General features: G+C 35.9%; 17 protein-coding genes and 1 pseudogene. 7 read left to right on the top strand and 11 right to left on the bottom strand.

Annotated elements, in window-relative coordinates; all coding sequences use genetic code 11:
- Window positions 1-110: 110 nt before the first annotated feature.
- The 3 genes from AC1DJR_RS02650 to AC1DJR_RS02640 form a co-directional block, all read right to left on the bottom strand.
- Window positions 111-560, bottom strand: a complete 450-nt coding sequence (locus AC1DJR_RS02650; protein ID WP_477001968.1) for a spore coat protein — start codon at window positions 558-560, stop codon at window positions 111-113.
- 20 nt (window positions 561-580) lie between these two features.
- Complete coding sequence (locus AC1DJR_RS02645) at window positions 581-1,081, bottom strand: spore coat protein (RefSeq protein WP_477001967.1); 501 nt, start codon at window positions 1,079-1,081, stop codon at window positions 581-583.
- Window positions 1,082-1,329: 248 nt separating this feature from the next.
- Complete coding sequence (locus AC1DJR_RS02640; RefSeq protein ID WP_002010190.1) at window positions 1,330-1,569, bottom strand: helix-turn-helix domain-containing protein; 240 nt, start codon at window positions 1,567-1,569, stop codon at window positions 1,330-1,332.
- Between the two features lie 182 nt (window positions 1,570-1,751).
- On the opposite strand from AC1DJR_RS02640, the gene AC1DJR_RS02635 reads away from it, so the two are divergent.
- Window positions 1,752-2,120, top strand: coding sequence for a hypothetical protein (locus AC1DJR_RS02635; protein WP_477001966.1), 369 nt, complete (start codon window positions 1,752-1,754; stop codon window positions 2,118-2,120).
- A gap of 231 nt (window positions 2,121-2,351) precedes the next feature.
- Here the strand turns inward: AC1DJR_RS02635 and AC1DJR_RS02630 are convergent, their stop codons facing one another.
- Window positions 2,352-3,401, bottom strand: a complete 1,050-nt coding sequence (locus AC1DJR_RS02630; protein ID WP_002091284.1) for an NAD(P)/FAD-dependent oxidoreductase — start codon at window positions 3,399-3,401, stop codon at window positions 2,352-2,354.
- A 330-nt stretch (window positions 3,402-3,731) separates the two neighbouring features.
- Between AC1DJR_RS02630 and AC1DJR_RS02625 the strand changes: the two genes are divergently transcribed.
- From AC1DJR_RS02625 to AC1DJR_RS02615, 3 genes are read left to right on the top strand one after another with little or no spacing between them, the layout of a single operon-like run.
- Window positions 3,732-4,649 carry an iron-hydroxamate ABC transporter substrate-binding protein gene (locus AC1DJR_RS02625; RefSeq protein WP_000732562.1) on the top strand — a complete coding sequence of 306 codons (918 nt, stop codon included), beginning with the start codon at window positions 3,732-3,734 and terminating at the stop codon, window positions 4,647-4,649.
- A gap of 48 nt (window positions 4,650-4,697) precedes the next feature.
- Complete coding sequence (locus tag AC1DJR_RS02620) at window positions 4,698-5,738, top strand: FecCD family ABC transporter permease (protein ID WP_002091286.1); 1,041 nt, start codon at window positions 4,698-4,700, stop codon at window positions 5,736-5,738.
- Window positions 5,735-6,742, top strand: a complete 1,008-nt coding sequence (locus AC1DJR_RS02615; RefSeq protein WP_477001965.1) for a FecCD family ABC transporter permease — start codon at window positions 5,735-5,737, stop codon at window positions 6,740-6,742. The genes AC1DJR_RS02620 and AC1DJR_RS02615 overlap by 4 nt, the downstream gene beginning before the upstream one ends.
- 46 nt (window positions 6,743-6,788) lie before the next feature.
- On the opposite strand, the gene AC1DJR_RS02610 is transcribed toward AC1DJR_RS02615, so the two are convergent.
- The 3 genes and pseudogenes from AC1DJR_RS02610 to mtnK form a co-directional block, all read right to left on the bottom strand.
- Window positions 6,789-7,430, bottom strand: coding sequence for an L-fuculose-phosphate aldolase (locus AC1DJR_RS02610; RefSeq protein WP_002029515.1), 642 nt, complete (start codon window positions 7,428-7,430; stop codon window positions 6,789-6,791).
- A 54-nt stretch (window positions 7,431-7,484) separates the two neighbouring features.
- Complete coding sequence (mtnA, locus tag AC1DJR_RS02605; protein WP_131246575.1) at window positions 7,485-8,528, bottom strand: S-methyl-5-thioribose-1-phosphate isomerase; 1,044 nt, start codon at window positions 8,526-8,528, stop codon at window positions 7,485-7,487.
- Between the two features lie 12 nt (window positions 8,529-8,540).
- A pseudogene (mtnK, locus tag AC1DJR_RS02600) lies at window positions 8,541-9,770 on the bottom strand (S-methyl-5-thioribose kinase).
- 590 nt (window positions 9,771-10,360) lie between these two features.
- Between mtnK and ahpC the strand changes: the two are divergent.
- Complete coding sequence (ahpC, locus tag AC1DJR_RS02595) at window positions 10,361-10,924, top strand: alkyl hydroperoxide reductase subunit C (protein ID WP_000924420.1); 564 nt, start codon at window positions 10,361-10,363, stop codon at window positions 10,922-10,924.
- Between the two features lie 14 nt (window positions 10,925-10,938).
- Window positions 10,939-12,465, top strand: a complete 1,527-nt coding sequence (gene ahpF, locus AC1DJR_RS02590) for an alkyl hydroperoxide reductase subunit F (RefSeq protein WP_477001964.1) — start codon at window positions 10,939-10,941, stop codon at window positions 12,463-12,465.
- Between the two features lie 53 nt (window positions 12,466-12,518).
- Here ahpF and AC1DJR_RS02585 read toward each other — a convergent pair whose 3' ends face one another.
- From AC1DJR_RS02585 to AC1DJR_RS02575, 3 genes are all read right to left on the bottom strand, one after another.
- Window positions 12,519-13,265 carry a hypothetical protein gene (locus AC1DJR_RS02585; RefSeq protein WP_477001963.1) on the bottom strand — a complete coding sequence of 249 codons (747 nt, stop codon included), beginning with the start codon at window positions 13,263-13,265 and terminating at the stop codon, window positions 12,519-12,521.
- A gap of 3 nt (window positions 13,266-13,268) precedes the next feature.
- Window positions 13,269-13,877: an SAM-dependent methyltransferase gene (locus AC1DJR_RS02580; RefSeq protein ID WP_429687002.1), complete on the bottom strand. Its 609-nt coding sequence runs from the start codon at window positions 13,875-13,877 to the stop codon at window positions 13,269-13,271.
- A 151-nt stretch (window positions 13,878-14,028) separates the two neighbouring features.
- Entirely contained in the window at window positions 14,029-15,144 is a 1,116-nt protein-coding gene (locus tag AC1DJR_RS02575; RefSeq protein ID WP_477001962.1) for a M20 peptidase aminoacylase family protein, read from the bottom strand.
- 290 nt (window positions 15,145-15,434) lie between these two features.
- Between AC1DJR_RS02575 and nhaC the strand changes: the two genes are divergently transcribed.
- Window positions 15,435-16,856, top strand: coding sequence for a Na+/H+ antiporter NhaC (gene nhaC, locus AC1DJR_RS02570; protein ID WP_477001961.1), 1,422 nt, complete (start codon window positions 15,435-15,437; stop codon window positions 16,854-16,856).
- On the opposite strand, the gene AC1DJR_RS02565 is transcribed toward nhaC, so the two are convergent.
- Window positions 16,853-18,035 (bottom strand): transcriptional regulator (locus tag AC1DJR_RS02565; RefSeq protein ID WP_477001960.1); only part of this gene is annotated, 1,183 nt, incomplete at its 5' end. The two genes, nhaC and AC1DJR_RS02565, sit on opposite strands and share 4 nt — an antisense overlap.

Below are 18,035 nucleotides of genomic sequence, written 5' to 3'. Positions count from 1 at the left end.
GTTCTGTCTTTTAATAGTAAGAGATCCTTTTCATATATCGTTCATAATTGTAGCGAACTATGAAATCGTTCTTTACTTCCAATCATAATGCCCCTCTTATTTATTAAACATTATTCATCTTCATTCTTTTTACATTTAACTAYTTGACTCACACTCTTAATATGATAAWTAATYAYRTAAATAACTTCATCACMRTTTACTAGYGTAATACATTCWTCATGYACTTCACTTAATAAACCTTCTACACACTCTGGTCCACCGCGATTAATCTTTATCCACTTATACTTCAGGTCTTTTAATACATCAAAAAAAGTATCTTCATCAGAATAGAAACATGAACCATAGTAATCGTCACATTTTGTTTCTTTCACTTTCTTGACTAGACTCTTCACATGTTTCAGCTGATAATACACTACTTCTCCATGAGGTAATTGTAGTGTAAGGTAATCTTTTCCTAACGATAACAGTACACCTACTCGACTTTCTGGTCCGCGCAGATTTACTTTTACATTCTCACCGACTAAACCTTTAATTTGATCACAGCATAATACGCTCTCCAAGTTCGTATCCTCCTTCCTTATTATCTTCCTCTACTTGATTGTCTTTGTGCACGAGTTCGACCTGAATTATTGCTTTCACTGTTACTTTCTTCGCTCTCTCCGCACACTACTGGGCTATAACTAACACTCTTAATATGAGTTATTGAGATTAATATAACTTCTTCTTTTACAATTAATGTCACATAATCACAAGAAACATCTTGTAAAATACCTTCAATTTTTTCTGGGCCACCCCGATTAATTTTCACCCAGCGATATTTGAAGCTTTGAAGTAGCTTTTCAAAGTCATCTTCATATTCTAACCATCCATAATCATCTGCTTCACAATCTTTCGTATTTTTTGTAACACTTTTTAGATGGCGAAGCTGATAGTAAGAAAGCTCTCCTTTTTCACTCTTTAATACAAAGTAATCCGAACATACTGCGACTATTATTCCTTTTTGAGATTCTGGACCACCTCTGTTTACTCTCACGTAAGATCCAATTAAGTCTTTCAAAAAATCACAATGAAATAAACTCACGAGAAAACCCCTTCCATTAATTTATAAGCTTTTGCACTGATAGTATATGTATCTGTACAGGTTATGTTCGCTATGTTTGTCCCCGCTATGAAAAAATATGCTTTTAACTAATAATACTAATCCCCATAAAATCTTCTTTCCCTTAAAGTAACTCTAGGATTTCGGATGACTTTTTCATCCCTTAATATAAAAAGCCCCCGTATTAAGATACATTTCTGCATATCTTAATACGGGGGCTTTTTATAAATTTAATCTTCGTCTTTAACATCCATATCTTCTGGAATTGGTTCATTTAATATTTCTTCCACTAACTGCTTATATTTCTCCATTTGTTCTAAATGTGTATTAAACTGTTCCTTATTTATTAAATATTGCTCTCCATCAAACAATGCACGAACTTTCTTTTGCTGAATTAAGTCTTCAACATACGATTTTGGTAATTTCAAATACTCCGCAGCCTCTTCTATCGTTATATACAATGTGTTCATTCCTTTATTATTTTTTCATATACATAATGTATCTTACTTTATTTTTGTAAACAAATAAAAAAGATTTTGTAAATACAAATTAAAAAGCAGGTAGATGCATTCCATATATTGTATAATAGTATAGTAAGTATTTTTTTAAATATAGAATGGTATTACCCATTTACACAAAGGAGAGTTAACATATGGCTACTCGTCACATCATTACAATGTTAGAAAAAACATTACGAGTTGAAACAGAAAACACAATTTCTCATCTATCTAAGTCTTTATCCGATCGTATTCTTTCACAAAGTGCAGCAGTACATGAAAATAATTGTTATCATACGATTGGTGAATGGTACAAAAATCATTTCTTATTCCAACAAGATGATTTCCTTTGGGCTAAATACGTTTTCTATGATGCATATTGTGAAGCTATAAAAAAACAAGGCAATCTTACAAAACGCGTTCGTCAAATATTAGAATCATTAGCTCGACAACATGGAAAACAATATATTGTTTCTATACAAAATATTCCATTTCCTAATGAACAGRMAAAAGGGACSGCATAATTTAATAATGGTCCGCACAAACCAACTATAGATTCATTGTTTCCTAGAAAGATTTACAAATAAAATGTTCAAGTCTTTGTRTTCCCTTTTTATAGAAATACATTCATATGACATGAACTAATGAAAACGGTGTCATGAAAATGATTGAAAATATAGTAAACAGGAAAAACCCCATTTGTATCTCTCGTCCATAGAAATAGAGATGTAAATGGGGGTATACTTGTTCCTTTATTATTTCATCATCTGCTTAATCAATTCTCGATTTCTCTTCTTAAATACTTCATTATGGGAAGAAACCATTCCGTACTCACTTGCATCTGGTTGAATGAATTGTTTCGCTTTATTCACAGCATTTCCAGCATCTTGGAATGCTCCTGCAATTAAATGTAATTTTCCGTCATGCTTTAAAATATCTCCAGCGGCATATAATCCGTCTACCGAGGACTCACTATTTGCATTCCCTGCAATATAATAATTATCAACAATAGCAACATCTAGCTCACTATTTTCTAATAATGTTATATCGCGTTCATATCCATGATTAATAATAACTTCATCGATAGATAAATGAGAAACTTCTCCAGTTTCATGATTTGTTAATTCTACATATTCAATCGCTTCATGGTTATCACCAGCAATTAATTTTGTAATCGATGTATTAAAGAAACATTCTGCTGAACTGTTCATAAGTTGTTTTACTTGTGCTTCATGACCAGATAATTCTTCTTTTCTATATGTTAAATAAACTTTTTTCGCAATTGGTTCTAATTCGTTCGCCCAATCAATTGCSGAGTTCCCTCCGCCTGAAATAATTACCGTTTTATCTTTGAAACGTTTTAACGATTTAACTGTATAATTTAAATTTGAGACTTCGAATCTCTCAGCACCTTCAATTGATAACTTTTGTGGATTCAATATACCACTCCCAGTTGCGACAATCACTGTTTTTGAAAAATGTTCTTCCCCAGAGCTTGTTTTCAACGTAAAAATGCCATCCTGATTACGAATAATTGATTCTATTTTTGTATTCAATACAACTTCAGGCTGAAATGTTAATCCTTGTTGTACAAGTTGCTCAATTAATTTCTCACCAGTAACCGGTAATAATCCGCCAATATCCCAAATCATTTTCTCCGGATAAACATGTATTTTTCCACCTAACTGTGGTTGAAATTCTATTATTTTCGTTTTCATCTCTCTTAGTCCACTATAAAAAGCTGAATAAAGCCCTGCAGGTCCTCCGCCTATCACAGTTACATCAAACAATTCTTCTTGATTCATTCGTGTCACTCCTCAGCTACTAATAATTGATTATCATTCTCAATAAAATATAACTTGTTTTTATAAATTTTACAATCAAAATCACTATTGACAATACACCTATATAAAATTATAGTATTTAAAGAATCAATAGTGATAATCATTATCAATTTGTTAATTATTAGCAACTGTGAGATTACATCTTCTTCTATTACTATGGTGAATACTATATGGTAAAATCTCAAGTTCAAGATTGTTAATAAGACTTTTGTATTACCACTAACTTTTCAAAAGATCAAAGCTAAACAATTTATTGTATATCACATATCATCTATCTAAAGGAGAAAGACGATGAAAAAATTATTTATTTCACTAACAGTTCTGTTCGTCCTTGTTATGAGTGCTTGTAGCAACGGTTCAACAGACAAGAAGAACGACGCAAAAGGTAAGAAATCAGAAACAATTACATACCAATCTGAAAATGGTAAAGTAGAAGTTCCAGCAAATCCACAACGTGTTGTTGTCCTATCATCATTCGCTGGTAACGTAATGTCATTAGGTGTAAATCTTGTTGGGGTAGATTCATGGTCTAAACAAAACCCACGTTTCGATAGCAAACTGAAAAATGTCGCTGAAGTATCAGATGAAAATGTTGAAAAGATTGCAGAATTAAATCCAGATTTAATCATTGGTTTATCAAATATTAAAAATGTTGATAAGTTAAAGAAAATCGCTCCTACTGTAACATACACTTACGGAAAAGTTGATTACTTAACACAACACTTAGAAATCGGTAAATTATTAAATAAAGAAAAAGAAGCAAAAACTTGGGTTGATGATTTCAAGAAACGCGCACAAACAGCTGGAAAAGACATTAAAGCGAAGATTGGTGAAGATGCAACCGTTTCTGTTGTTGAAAACTTCAACAAACAGCTTTACGTATACGGCGAAAACTGGGGCCGCGGAACAGAAATTCTTTACCAAGAAATGAAATTAAAAATGCCTGAAAAAGTAAAAGAAAAAGCTTTAAAAGAAGGATACTACGCATTATCTACTGAGGTATTACCTGAGTTTGCTGGTGATTACTTAATCGTAAGTAAAAACAAAGATACTGATAACTCATTCCAAGAGACAGAATCATATAAAAACATTCCRGCAGTAAAAAATAATCGTGTATATGAAGCAAACATGATGGAATTCTATTTCAATGATCCACTTACATTAGATTTCCAACTAGACTTCTTCAAGAAGAGCTTTCTTGGTCAATAATACAAACATGAGGAATTCTTAATTTAAGAATTCCTCTTCCTTTATTCTATGAAAAGAAAAGATGTGAAACGAATGAAAAAAGAGCAAGACAACCTACGTTCCAACGCTTTTACATACAAATTAATTTTGAGTATCATTGCATTCTTTCTTATTTTTATGTTTGCAATGGTGTTAGGCGCTGCAGATACTTCTATAAAAGACGTATGGTTAGCACTTACTTCCTCTGCTAAAGGAGATAAGCTATCCATCCTTCGTGAAATACGTTTACCACGTGAAGTTGCTGCTATTTTTGTAGGAGCTGGACTCGCTGTTTCTGGTGCAATTATGCAAGGATTAACGCGAAACCCACTTGCCGATCCTGGATTACTTGGCCTAACTGGTGGCGCAAATGCTGCACTTGCACTAACACTTGCCTTCAATCCTTCTATAAGCTACCTTTACTTAACACTAGCTTGCTTTATCGGTGCTGCAATTGGCGCTATTATGGTATTTGGAATTGGCATGGTGAAAAAGGGCGGACTTTCYCCTCTTCGAATTGTATTAGCTGGTGCTGCTGTTTCAGCATTTCTACTTGCAATCTCAGAAGGTGTTGGCATTTACTTTAAAATTTCACAAGATGTATCAATGTGGACGGCTGGGGGCGTAATTGGAACGAGTTGGAGCCAATTAAAAATTATTATTCCGGTTATTTCAATAAGTATATTTATCGCTATCTTACTTGCAAAGAAATTAACAGTTCTTAGTTTCAGTGAAGAAGTTGCCGTTGGACTCGGTCAAAAAATTATCGTCATTAAAACGATTTTATTTATCATTATCATCTTGCTTGCAGGTGCTTCTGTAGCGCTTGTCGGAAACATGGCATTTATCGGCCTTATGGTACCTCATATGGTTCGTCCAATCGTTGGGCCAGACTACCGTTTTGTTATACCGATGTCAGCGATCGCTGGTGCTTCCTTTATGCTGCTCGCAGATACAATCGGACGTACAATTAACGCTCCGTATGAAACACCAGTTGCTGCAATCGTCGCAATTGTAGGATTACCATTCTTCCTATTYATTGTWCGTAAAGGAGGAAGAACTTTCTCATGATGCAATCTATTMTAAAGAAACAACGCCTTATCATACTTGCATTACTCATACTTACCATCACAACAATTGTAATTGGAATGGGAMTCGGTTCTGCCGCTCTCTCCTATGACAGATTAATCCCAACACTTATGGGACAAGGTTCATTTAAAGAAGAATTCGTTTTATATTCTTTAAGGCTACCTAGAATCGTCATTACATTATTAGCTGGTATGGCACTCGCTTTATCAGGTGCTGTATTACAAGGTATTACCCGAAATGATTTAGCTGAACCTGGTATTCTCGGCATTAACGCTGGTGCTGGTGTTGCAGTTGCTTTTTTCTTTCTATACTTCCCGATAGACGTAGGTTCATTCCTTTACCTACTACCAGTCGTTGGATTTATCGGTGCGTTTCTAACAGCTGTTCTAATTTACGTATTTTCATATAGCAAATCCACAGGCCTTCAGCCAATAAGATTAACATTAACCGGCATCGGTTTTTCATTTGCACTATCTGGCGCGATGATTGTACTTATTTCATCTGCAGATCGTATGAAAGTAGACTTTATCGCTAAATGGATTGCCGGAAACATTTGGGGAGATGACTGGACATTTGTTTTAGCAATGCTTCCTTGGCTAATCGTATTAATCCCATTTGTCTTCTATAAAGCAAATCGATTAAATATACTAGCATTAAACGAACCAGTAGCAATCGGTGTTGGAATTGAAATTGAAAAAGAACGAAGATACTTATTAATCGCAGCCGTTGCACTTGCTGCCGCTGCTGTTTCCGTAACAGGAGGCATTAGCTTTATCGGACTTATGGCTCCTCACATCGCCAAATCTTTAGTAGGTCCAAGGCATCAAATATTCATCCCTATCGCCGTTTTAATCGGCGGATGGTTATTACTACTAGCGGATACAATTGGACGAAATATCGTCGAACCTAGCGGTATTCCAGCTGGTATTGTCGTTGCTTTAATTGGTGCACCTTACTTTATGTATTTGTTATTGAAGAAGGCATAGAGAAACACCCTCAAGATTTTTTTCTTGAGGGTGTTTTCATTTCATTCTACTGCTGCCCATACCCTTCAAACTTCTTCGCCAAATTCTCCATCTCGTCTTCTGGCAGTAATTTCGGTTCTCCGACACTTTTCGTTTGATAATAAATTTGAGCACAAAACTCTATTTCTTCTGCAATAGTAAACGCCATTTTTATATTATTCGCTCCGGCCATTAAACCATGGTTCGCGAGTAAAACTGCACGGCGATCAATCATGCCCTCAAAAGCAGCCTCTGCTAATTGCTCCGTACCAAATGTTTCATACGGTGCACAGCGTACATTCGGGCCTGCGAAAGCAATTAAATACGATACTGCAGGAAGTTCCCACCCTAATGATGCAATCGTCTTTGCGTAAGGAGAATGTGTATGCACAAGCGCATTTATATCTTCACGATTTCTATAATAGATAAGGTGCATATCTAATTCGCTTGATGGTTTTCTCTCTCCTTCTATCACTTCACCATCTAAATTCAATATAACTACATCTTCAGGCGTCGTTTCATAATAATCTAGACCACTTGGGCTAATTGCAACAAGACCTTGTTCACGATTGAAAATACTAATATTACCGCCAGTCCCCTTTGTTAAACCACTAGAAATCATTTTCTTTCCGTACGCTACAACTTCTTCTCTTTCTTTTTGCAGTAACATATACATCCCCCTAGTAAGAAACTTATGATGACTATTTTTCTAAAAACTATCTACTTATTGAAATAGCTTTTTTAAATTCTCCATAAACGGTGCTCTCACAATTCCTTTTTCCGTAATAATCGCTGTTACATTTTCATATGGCGTGACATCAAATGCCGGATTGTATACTTTACTTTCTTGCGGAGCAGAGTATTGTCCGAAACGATTGATCACTTCAGAAGCATCCCTTTCTTCAATTGGAATTTCTTTTCCTGTCAGTGTTTTCAAATCAATTGTCGGCGTTGGTGCTGCTACATAAAACGGAATGTTATAATATTTAGCCAAAATCGAAACACCTAATGTTCCAATTTTATTTGCTACATCACCGTTTGCTGCTACACGGTCACATCCAACGATTACCGCATCAATTTTCCCTTGTGACATGACCATTGCTGCCATATTATCTGTAATGACCGTTACATCAATTCCGGCTCGCTGCAGTTCTAATGCCGTTAACGTTGAACCTTGTAATCTAGGGCGTGTTTCATCGGAATAGATTTTCAAGTCCCATCCTTTTTCTTTCGCTAAGTACATTGGAGCTGTCGCAGTGCCATACTTAGTCGTTGCTAACGCACCTGCATTACAATGCGTTAATACCCCCATGCCATCATGGAATAATGTTAATGCATGTTCTCCAATTTGACGGTTAATTTCTTCATCTTCTCTATGAATCTCTTTTGCTTCTTCTAATAATCTATCTTTCAACTGCGCAATTGATAAGTGAGCATTCTCTTTCGCAACACTTTCCATTCTTTCAAGCGCCCAAAATAAATTTACTGCTGTCGGTCTTGATGTCGCTAAGTATGCACATACCTTTTTTACTTCCGCTATGAATTCTTCCGCCGAACTTTCCGCAACTTCCTTTACTCCTAAATACACACCGTAGGCTGCTGAAACACCTATTGCCGGCGCTCCTCGTACTTTCATTACTTGAATCGCATCCCACACACCCTCAGCCGTTTTAAAAGATTCATAGACTACTTCGTTCGGTAATACCGTTTGATCCAATAACACTAAAGCATAATCTTTCCACTGAATTGGTATTAATTGCTCTGCCATCATCTTCTCCCCTTATTTCGCACTATGCATTGACTGTTTTTTTAACGTTTCTACAAAGCTACTACCTGTTTCATATTGATTCGCTTGTAAAATAAACTTCTTCGCTGCCTGAAGACAAATTCGCTCCGCTCTAGCACGCGCTGCATCATTCTCAATACAAGTAATATCCTGTACCTTCGCTAGACCAACAATACGACGAATTAGCTCAAGACCCGTCACTGCAGATGTATCCTCTAATACAGATTGTAAATAAACTCGGTTAAAGCCTTCTTCCTTCGCCATAATCTCTGTYACATGAATATCCCAAGCRTCTAAAAACTTCTTCTTAAATAAATCAATTACATCTATCATGGTAGATTCTATCTAGTTCATATATGTATCTTTCTCAATACCAGATTGCATCACTGCATCTGCATTCACCCAAGCAAACATTAAATTCGCCATTATATTCCCAACGTCATATCCCATAGGTCCATAAAAAGCAAATTCAGGATCAATAACCTTTGTAGAATCACTTTTCACAAAAACAGAACCAGTATGTAAATCACCGTGAAGTAGCGCTTGTGCATTCGTCATAAACGAAAACTTAAGTTTTGCTACTTCCATACGAAGCTCTTTATCACTATAAATATGCTCCCTAATCCATCCTTCATTTAATTGAAACAATTCGTTGCGTTTATTATGGTTTGTGAATGGCTCTGAATATACGAGGTCCTCTGTAATCTCACATAACTCAGGATTTATATAATTCTTCACGAGTTCCTTCTTCTCTTTATGATTCATTACAACATCTGATGTTAATAGAAGAGTATTTACCATAAAAGTAGTTAAATCATTAGCAAGCCTCGGAAACATTTGATGATTTATGAGTGCTGTACGCAATATTGTGTGATTTGATAAATCTTCCATCACGCAACAATTCATCACACTATCAAACAAATATACATTTGGCACGAGTCCAGATGCTAACTCTCCTTCTAATCGCAAAACATCTGATTCTATACGGATTCGATTCGTCGACAACTTAAACTCATCTGAAATACGTGCTGTATCCCCAGCTTGCTTTACAATGACAGAAATGYTCTTCTGTTCATCMCAAACGCGGAAYACATAATTTAAATTACCATCACCTATTTCTTTACACTTTAGCCCCTTTGCATGCTCGAACTTAGGTAATTTCTCTTGCACATATGCAATCACATCTTTAGCTTCCATTAAAAAATACTTCGTAAACTTAGACATGGTTTCCCCTCCACACTAAATGTAACCGTTTTCTAAAAGCCGTAAAAAATAATAGACTGAAACTTTTTCAATCTATACTATATCTTCTCTATTGCAATACATATCTCGCTTTTATTATATCTTGTTAGAAATGAGCGTCAATGTTTCTATTTTTCATTGCAATATACTTCTTATTATATATATTTATGATGACAATAATTGTTCACAAAGATTCCGATACATTTTGTTTTATTTATTGCACAATTCTTTGTAAAATAGAAGTAAGCAGTTCCTTTTCAAATCCACAACTTCTAAGAAATATTTCCTTCCTAAGAATTTATACTTACACCATGTCTCTAACATACWCACTACTCTTTCAAACACTCATTGAAAATTTATGACTTGAAAATTACCTTTTAATTCCCTAGCAGCCTTAATTGAGAATAAATATTAATTAAATTGGTATAAAGTTGGTTTATTCTCTTGACAAAATAACCACTTCTATATGATAATTAATATCGAATTAGAATTATTATAGTTAATTAAAAAATATATTTTATGAGCAAACTAATTTCCGATGCTCAAAACCAACCTTTAGGAGGAATTTTAATATGTTATTAATCGGCACAGAAGTAAAACCGTTTAAAGCTAATGCTTACCATAATGGAGAATTTATCCAAGTTACTGACGAAAGTTTAAAAGGAAAATGGAGCGTAGTTTGTTTCTACCCAGCAGACTTCACATTCGTTTGTCCAACTGAACTTGAAGACTTACAAAACCAATACGCAACTCTAAAAGACTTAGGCGTTGAAGTATACTCTGTATCTACAGACACTCACTTCACTCACAAAGCATGGCATGATAGCTCAGAAACTATCGGCAAAATCGAATACATTATGATTGGTGACCCAACTCGCACAATCACTACAAACTTCAACGTTTTAATGGAAGAAGAAGGTCTTGCTGCTCGTGGTACATTCATCATCGATCCAGACGGCGTTATCCAATCTATGGAAATCAATGCTGACGGTATCGGCCGTGACGCAAGCATYCTTGTTAACAAAATTAAAGCAGCTCAATACGTACGTAACAACCCAGGTGAAGTTTGTCCAGCTAAATGGCAAGAGGGTTCTGCAACACTTAAACCAAGCCTTGACCTTGTAGGCAAAATCTAAGGAGTTCGATCAAAATGATACTAGATGCAGATATAAAAACACAACTATCCCAATACCTTCAGTTAATGGAGAACGATATTTTACTTAAAGTAAGCGCAGGAGACGATAACGTATCTAAAGATATGTTATCTCTAGTAGATGAATTAGCTACTATGTCATCAAAGATTACAGTAGAAAAAGTTGAACTAGAGAGAACACCAAGCTTTAGCGTAAATCGCCCTGGCGAAGACACTGGTGTCGTATTCGCTGGTATTCCATTAGGACACGAATTTACTTCATTAGTGTTAGCTTTACTACAAGTGAGTGGACGTGCTCCAAAARTTGAACAAAAATTAATCGATCAAATCAAAAACATTCAAGGCGAATATCATTTTGAATCTTATATCAGCCTAAGTTGTCATAACTGTCCTGATGTTGTACAAGCTCTTAACGTAATGAGCGTTCTAAACTCTRGTATTACACATACTATGATTGATGGCGCTGCATTCAAAGAGGAAGTAGAAAGTAAAGACATCATGGCAGTACCAACTGTTTACCTAAACGGCGAATCTTTCGGAAGCGGTCGTATGACACTTGAAGAAATTTTAGCTAAAATGGGTAACGGTCCAGATGCATCAGAGCTTTCTGATAAAGATCCATACGATGTTCTTGTTGTTGGTGGCGGCCCAGCTGGTGCAAGTGCAGCAATTTATGCAGCACGTAAAGGCATCCGTACTGGTATCGTTGCTGAGCGCTTCGGTGGTCAAGTAATGGATACTATGGGTATTGAGAACTTCATCAGCGTAAAACGCACTGAAGGTCCTAAGCTAGTAGCAAGCCTTGAAGAGCACGTAAAAGAATACGACATCGATGTAATGAATCTACAACGTGCGAAACGTTTAGAGAAAAAAGAACTTATTGAAGTGGAACTTGAAAACGGCGCTATTCTGAAAAGTAAGAGCGTAATCGTTTCAACAGGTGCTCGCTGGCGTAATGTTGGCGTACCGGGTGAAGCTGAGTTCAAAAACAAAGGTGTAGCATACTGTCCACACTGTGACGGTCCATTATTCATCGGAAAAGATGTAGCGGTTATCGGCGGTGGTAACTCTGGTATTGAAGCAGCTATCGACTTAGCAGGTATTGTTAAGCACGTAACTGTTCTTGAATTCATGCCAGAATTAAAAGCTGATGCTGTATTACAAGAACGTCTTAACAGCTTACCAAACGTAACTGTTCTGAAAAACGTTCAAACGAAAGAAATCACTGGTACTGATAAAGTAAACGGTATTTCTTACATCGATCGTGAAACTGAAGAAGTACACCATGTTGAATTACAAGGTGTATTCGTTCAAATCGGTCTTGTGCCAAACACAGACTGGTTAGGCGAAACAGTTGAACGCGTTCGCGGTGAAATCGTAACAGACAAGCACGGCGCTACAAACGTACCAGGAGTGTTTGGTGCAGGTGACTGTACAAATAATCCGTACAAACAAATCATCATCTCTATGGGTTCAGGTGCGAATGCAGCTTTAGGTGCATTTGATTACTTAATCCGTAACTAATTATATAGACGTGAGTAAAAGACGCGCTACCTATTGGTAACGCGTCTTTTTTATTACATTGTATGTAAATGGTCGTCAAATGCCTTCCAACATATTAAATCATACGGTGGTTCTATATCTAATACTACATTTATATCTTCTGCTACTACTTGTATTCTTTTGGCCGGGGTATCTCTTTTTCCTGAAGAATAAATAGCAAGCTTAAYTATTTCCTGCTTTCCATCTTCATAAATCCTTTTCTTTAAGTCTAATTGGTCAATTTGTTCTTTTGAAGGAATCTCTTTCCCTTCCCAATCACACATTTCAAATAGAGGATATCGATCCCCGTACCATTCCTCAATAATCTCAATGACTTTAAGAATAATATAATTCCCCGATACTAATTCGTAACTAACAGCATCGCCTGCTTTTAAAGAAGTATTCGCTATAAATCTCTTCGGTACTTTTTTAGCTTGTGGCTGCGGAGAATGTAACTGTTCTCTAAGTTTATTTAACACTACTTCACGTTTTCTCTGTAATTTAGGTTCATCCTCCCAGCGGGATAAATCTGCACCACTCTCTATTATTTGCAATGCCTCAAGTTTAACATTCTCTTGAAGTCTTCCTAACTTCCATTGTATGCAAGCAAATGCTAGCCAAAAAACAATAATCTCTTCATCATCTAGTTCAGTCTGGTATTCCTCAATTACAATCCTACTTGCTTCTTCATTTGAATATTCATTTCCTAACAAATCCTTATAAATTAACTGAATATCTTTAGCAATATCATCTGACAATATCGCTACTCCCCAAGCCCCCATACATTAACGCTCCAATCTATACACTAAAAATCTCTCATTCCCATTCTTCTCATAAGCACCCGGTAATCTTATTTCCTTCTTCAATTCAAATGCAGTCTGATTCTCCAAGAAGAAAATATAATCTTCAGAAGGGTAGTATAAAATAATATCAATTTCTCTCTCCACCGCTTCTACTGAAAGCAAAATGTTATTTACTACGTTCATAAACACTTGTACAGAAAATGGATTGAAGAAATAAAACCGGTTATCACGCGGATCAATCTCATATTCCTGCGCTAAACAACATTCAAACCGAATTTTATCTTTACTGTTTCTCACTTTTCGCGCATAACGATCACGATTATCCATTGCTTCTTTATAAAACTCTTCATTCATTTCAATCCCAACGGCCGAAGCACCACACTTATGGTGCATGTAAAAATTCAATCTCCCTTTTCCGCACCCAAAGTCTACAATTCGATCGCTACTTGTTATTTCATATTGATTCAATAACTCATCTAATCCGCTATATGGCGTCGGTTCATAACGGTGATAATGCATAGACTTATTAAATCCTTTTTGCTCGCCGACAGTTTTTATATTTAATACAGCATCGTAATATTGTTCGTTCATTCGTTTGCTCCTATTAAGAAATATTACTATTATTATACACCACGTACTGAATGCTCATTTTTATCAAATTAATTGATACGTGAAATTATATTATCGCGAAATCGAATATATCGACTTAACRACAAATYCCTACCAAAAAAACAGGAGCTWTCTAGCCCCTGTYYTCYAATACTTTCAATACAGTTTGTTTCAATATTTCTACTCCATCCATTATACAGCTATGATCAAACTYCATRTAYGGATGGTGTAATCCRGGTTGTAAGTTCGCCCCTAGTCCAAGCATGACAGCTTTTAAATGGGGTCTTTTCACTGTATAGTAATGGAAATCATCGCTTCCTGTCGTATACAGTGGTCCAGTACATCCCTCTTCCCCGTACACTTCAAGAATGCCTTTCCGCATGAAACGCTCAGCTTCTTCTGACACTTCAGCTCCTGGTGCGAGATCAATCCACTCATAAGAAAGTTTAGATCCCATTGATTCAGCTGACTGAATTACTTGCTCTATTTTTCGCTTCAATTCATCTAGTAATATGTTATTTTCTGCTCTTACATCTAAACTAAAGTGCCCGTTACCTGGAATAATATTTAGATTATCACCACCAGCTTGGCATCTCGTCATCTTAACAGAATAWGAYGTCTGCGGCGGTAACCATATATTTTTCAATCCAATATTGATCATCGAAATGACATCAATTGCATTTATACCTTGATGTGGGCGTGCCCCGTGTGCATCATCTCCATGAATCATCCCTTCTAAAAATGCTGCAGCTCCGTGACGAATAGATGGGGCTGCTTGTTTCAAAGGCAGTTCTTCAATCGGCCTTAAATGAACACCAAATAAGAAATCAGCATCATCCACGGCGCCCTTCTCTACCATCTTTAAGGAACCATTTCCTTTTTCCTCTGCCGGCTGAAAAATAAATCTAACAGTACCGCTATCCCATCTCATATTTTTCAATTGTAAAATAAGGCCCATCACAATTGTCATATGAGCATCGTGGCCGCATGAGTGATTCGCTTTAAATTCTCCGTCTACTTCTTGCCATAGTGCATCCATATCAGCACGAATCGCGATAACTGGATTCCCTCTTCCGATTTCAGCAATCACGCCAGGGCAATCATCAAATATTTTATATGAAATTCCTTCTTCTTTTAGAAAGTTAGTAATATAAGCTGTCGTTTCATATTCCTTCCAGCTTACTTCAGGGTTTTCATGTAAATGCTGAAAAATTTCAGTTAAACGATCTTGTAGTTCTAATGTTTTCAAAGCTTCATTCTCCTTCCCCTAATTACAAACCATTCAGATTAATTATACTTATGAAAAACAGATGTTTTTATGAACATATTGAATTTTAAGAAAAAAGTCAATTGTTTATTTTTTTAATACCGTTAATACCCGATTTCAACTCATCTTATAAAGATATCCATACAAATAGAAGATTCTATATTTTCTGTTTTTATATTGACGCTTGCATCTATTTTTAGTTATTATAACTTAATAACGTCTATTTTGCGACAATTCTAAAAATACAAACATACATAATGAGGAGGCAGTTTATGAAAAGAGAAATACCTTTTGGCATAGCAATAATCCCTATTATCATTACAGTTGCAGTTATGATGGTTACAATTGTTGTATTAAAACAAAGCCCTCACGTCCCACTTATTATCGGTACAACCGTTGCTTCTATCGTTGCCTGGCGTTACGGTTATAAATGGAACGACATTGAAGAAGCAATGTATAAAGGAATTCGCCTCGCATTACCCGCTATCGTTATCATTATTCTTGTAGGTTTAACGATCGGTGCTTGGATTGGCGGCGGAATCGTCGCAACAATGATTTATTACGGTTTAAATCTTTTAACTCCATCACTATTTTTAGTTTCAATTACAATTATTTGTTCTATTGTTGCATTAGCTATCGGTAGCTCTTGGTCTACAATGGGAACAATTGGTGTTGCAGGAATGGGAATTGGCCTAAGTATGGGAATCCCAGCTCCAATGGTTGCCGGTGCTATAATTTCCGGTTCTTATTTCGGCGATAAAATGTCACCGCTTTCAGACACGACAAACTTAGCCGCAGGATTAACAAATACAGATTTATTCACACATATTCGTCATATGTTATTTACTACAATTCCAGGTTTAATTATTACTCTTATCGTTTATGCGTTCTTAGGAAGAARCTTTGGCGMTAACAATATTGATTCAAAAAGCATCGATCAAACRTTACAAGTATTGCAACAAAACTTTGTTATCTCGCCTTTTCTATTAATTATACCAGTAGTCGTTATAGTATTGGTCGCTAAAAAAGTCCCTGCTATACCAGCTATTCTCGTAGGTGTTATTTTAGGATTCTTATCACAAGTCTTTATTCAAGGTGGTTCTGTCTCATCAGCTGTCGGTGCACTCCAAAGTGGATTTGTTATAGACACTGGAAACAAGCTAGTAGACGAACTATTTAACCGTGGTGGCTTAAGCTCTATGATGAATACAGTCTCTATGACAATTGTCGCTATGACTTTCGGAGGAGTACTAGAACATACTGGCATTCTTCGCTCAATTGTAAATCAAATTTTAAAATTAGCGACATCATCAAAAGGACTTATCGCTTCTACCATCGCATCTTGCTTTGCAACGAATCTTACTTGCTCTGAACAATATATTTCGATTGTTGTTCCTTCAAGAATGTATGCAAATGCGTACACAGAAAAAGGACTACACTCTAAAAATTTATCCAGAGCATTAGAAGATGGTGGAACATTAACTTCTGTTTTCGTACCTTGGAATACATGTGGTGTATTTATACTCGCAACACTTGGAGTAGGCGCATTCGAATATGCTCCTTATGCTATATTGAATTTCATCGTACCTATTATCTCAATCATTTATGGTATAACTGGCTTCACAATTACGAAGCTATCTGATATTGAAAAAGCAGACCTACTGAAAAAACAAAAAGCACAACTAGAAGCTTAAAATTTTTGAAACGAATACAACGGTAAATTTAGCTCATATATTGCACGAGGGCGCCCTTGTTGATAGGGCATTTCCTCGCCGCAAATATTGGCATACCTGTAATCAACTAATTTCTTTAACAGCCTTTCCGTCGATCGCCGAGTCACTTGTAAATACTCAGAAAGATCGGCCGCTGTAAATTTCAATGATGGATGCGATTGACTAAACTGAATAATTTTTGACAAGTTTGCAGGACTAAGCTTCATTTCCTTCGCTATTTTCATTAATTCAGGATTATCGTTTTTTAAACTTTGTACCCTCTGTTCTTTCGGGAACGGACCAAATAATTCTTTATCACTTGTTAGTATATAAAAGCAGCGTTCTATCGGATTATTCTTTGCGAAACCTTGAGCGATTTTTGCATTTTGCTCCGCTTCATTTACTGTTTTACCGTAACCAAATCCAACAGACACTGCGCCTTCTATATTCATAAATAAACGATCTATCGTATTTGTTTTTATACTCAATTCAATATCACCACGAGTTGTATACAAAATAAAAGTCATTTCATCAACTTGTTTAAATGAACCACGTAATTCTTTTGAAATTACATTTAATTGTTCAAGCGAGCTTTCTTGTAACTCTATAAAGGATATAATACAAGCACCAACAGTAGCTGAATGGCTTTTTGCTAACTCAGCTTTTATTTTTGCATCTTTTAACCCATGTATAATTGATTGCGTTGGATCTATCATACGCTCTGAAGGAATCCCTATTTTTTGAAGTTCATCGTAGACRGCGTGAATACTAGTTAAAGCTAAATCAACCTCTCCAGATTGATATTTAGCTAAATGAAAATCAATGATTCTCTTAATTTCATCATTACTCCATAACATATTTTCGTAATCCATCACTTGCGGCGTTTCTTTCAGACCGATGTCATGGAACACATTTGTAATAAACGAACGATCTACTAAATCAATTGAAATTTTATGAGGTTGAATACTTTGATGGTATATTATAGAAAGGAGTGAAGATGCGACAGTTGTCTCGTCTTGCTGCAAATATACACTTGGAATTGGTAATTGTTCTCTTATTTCTTTTGCCATATAATAAGGTAGGGCACCCGAGAAAAAGATAGCATCACAAGGTTTTAAACGCTTTAATAGTTCAGAAGATTCTGCCGGATGAAGGTAAATA

Source organism: Bacillus sp. 05T31, assembly GCF_056396725.1.
The sequence above is the reverse complement of the archived record's forward strand: the minus strand, read 5'-3'. Positions and strand labels throughout refer to the sequence as shown.

Excerpts from the sequence above, each read along its gene's own strand:
- AC1DJR_RS02610 (WP_002029515.1), bottom strand. The coding sequence starts at position 7,430 with ATGTTACTGCAAAAAGAAAGAGAAGAAGTTGTAGCGTACGGAAAGAAA.
- AC1DJR_RS02640 (WP_002010190.1), bottom strand. The coding sequence starts at position 1,569 with ATGAACACATTGTATATAACGATAGAAGAGGCTGCGGAGTATTTGAAA.
- mtnA (WP_131246575.1), bottom strand. The coding sequence starts at position 8,528 with ATGGCAGAGCAATTAATACCAATTCAGTGGAAAGATTATGCTTTAGTG.
- AC1DJR_RS02580 (WP_429687002.1), bottom strand. The coding sequence starts at position 13,877 with ATGAACGAACAATATTACGATGCTGTATTAAATATAAAAACTGTCGGC.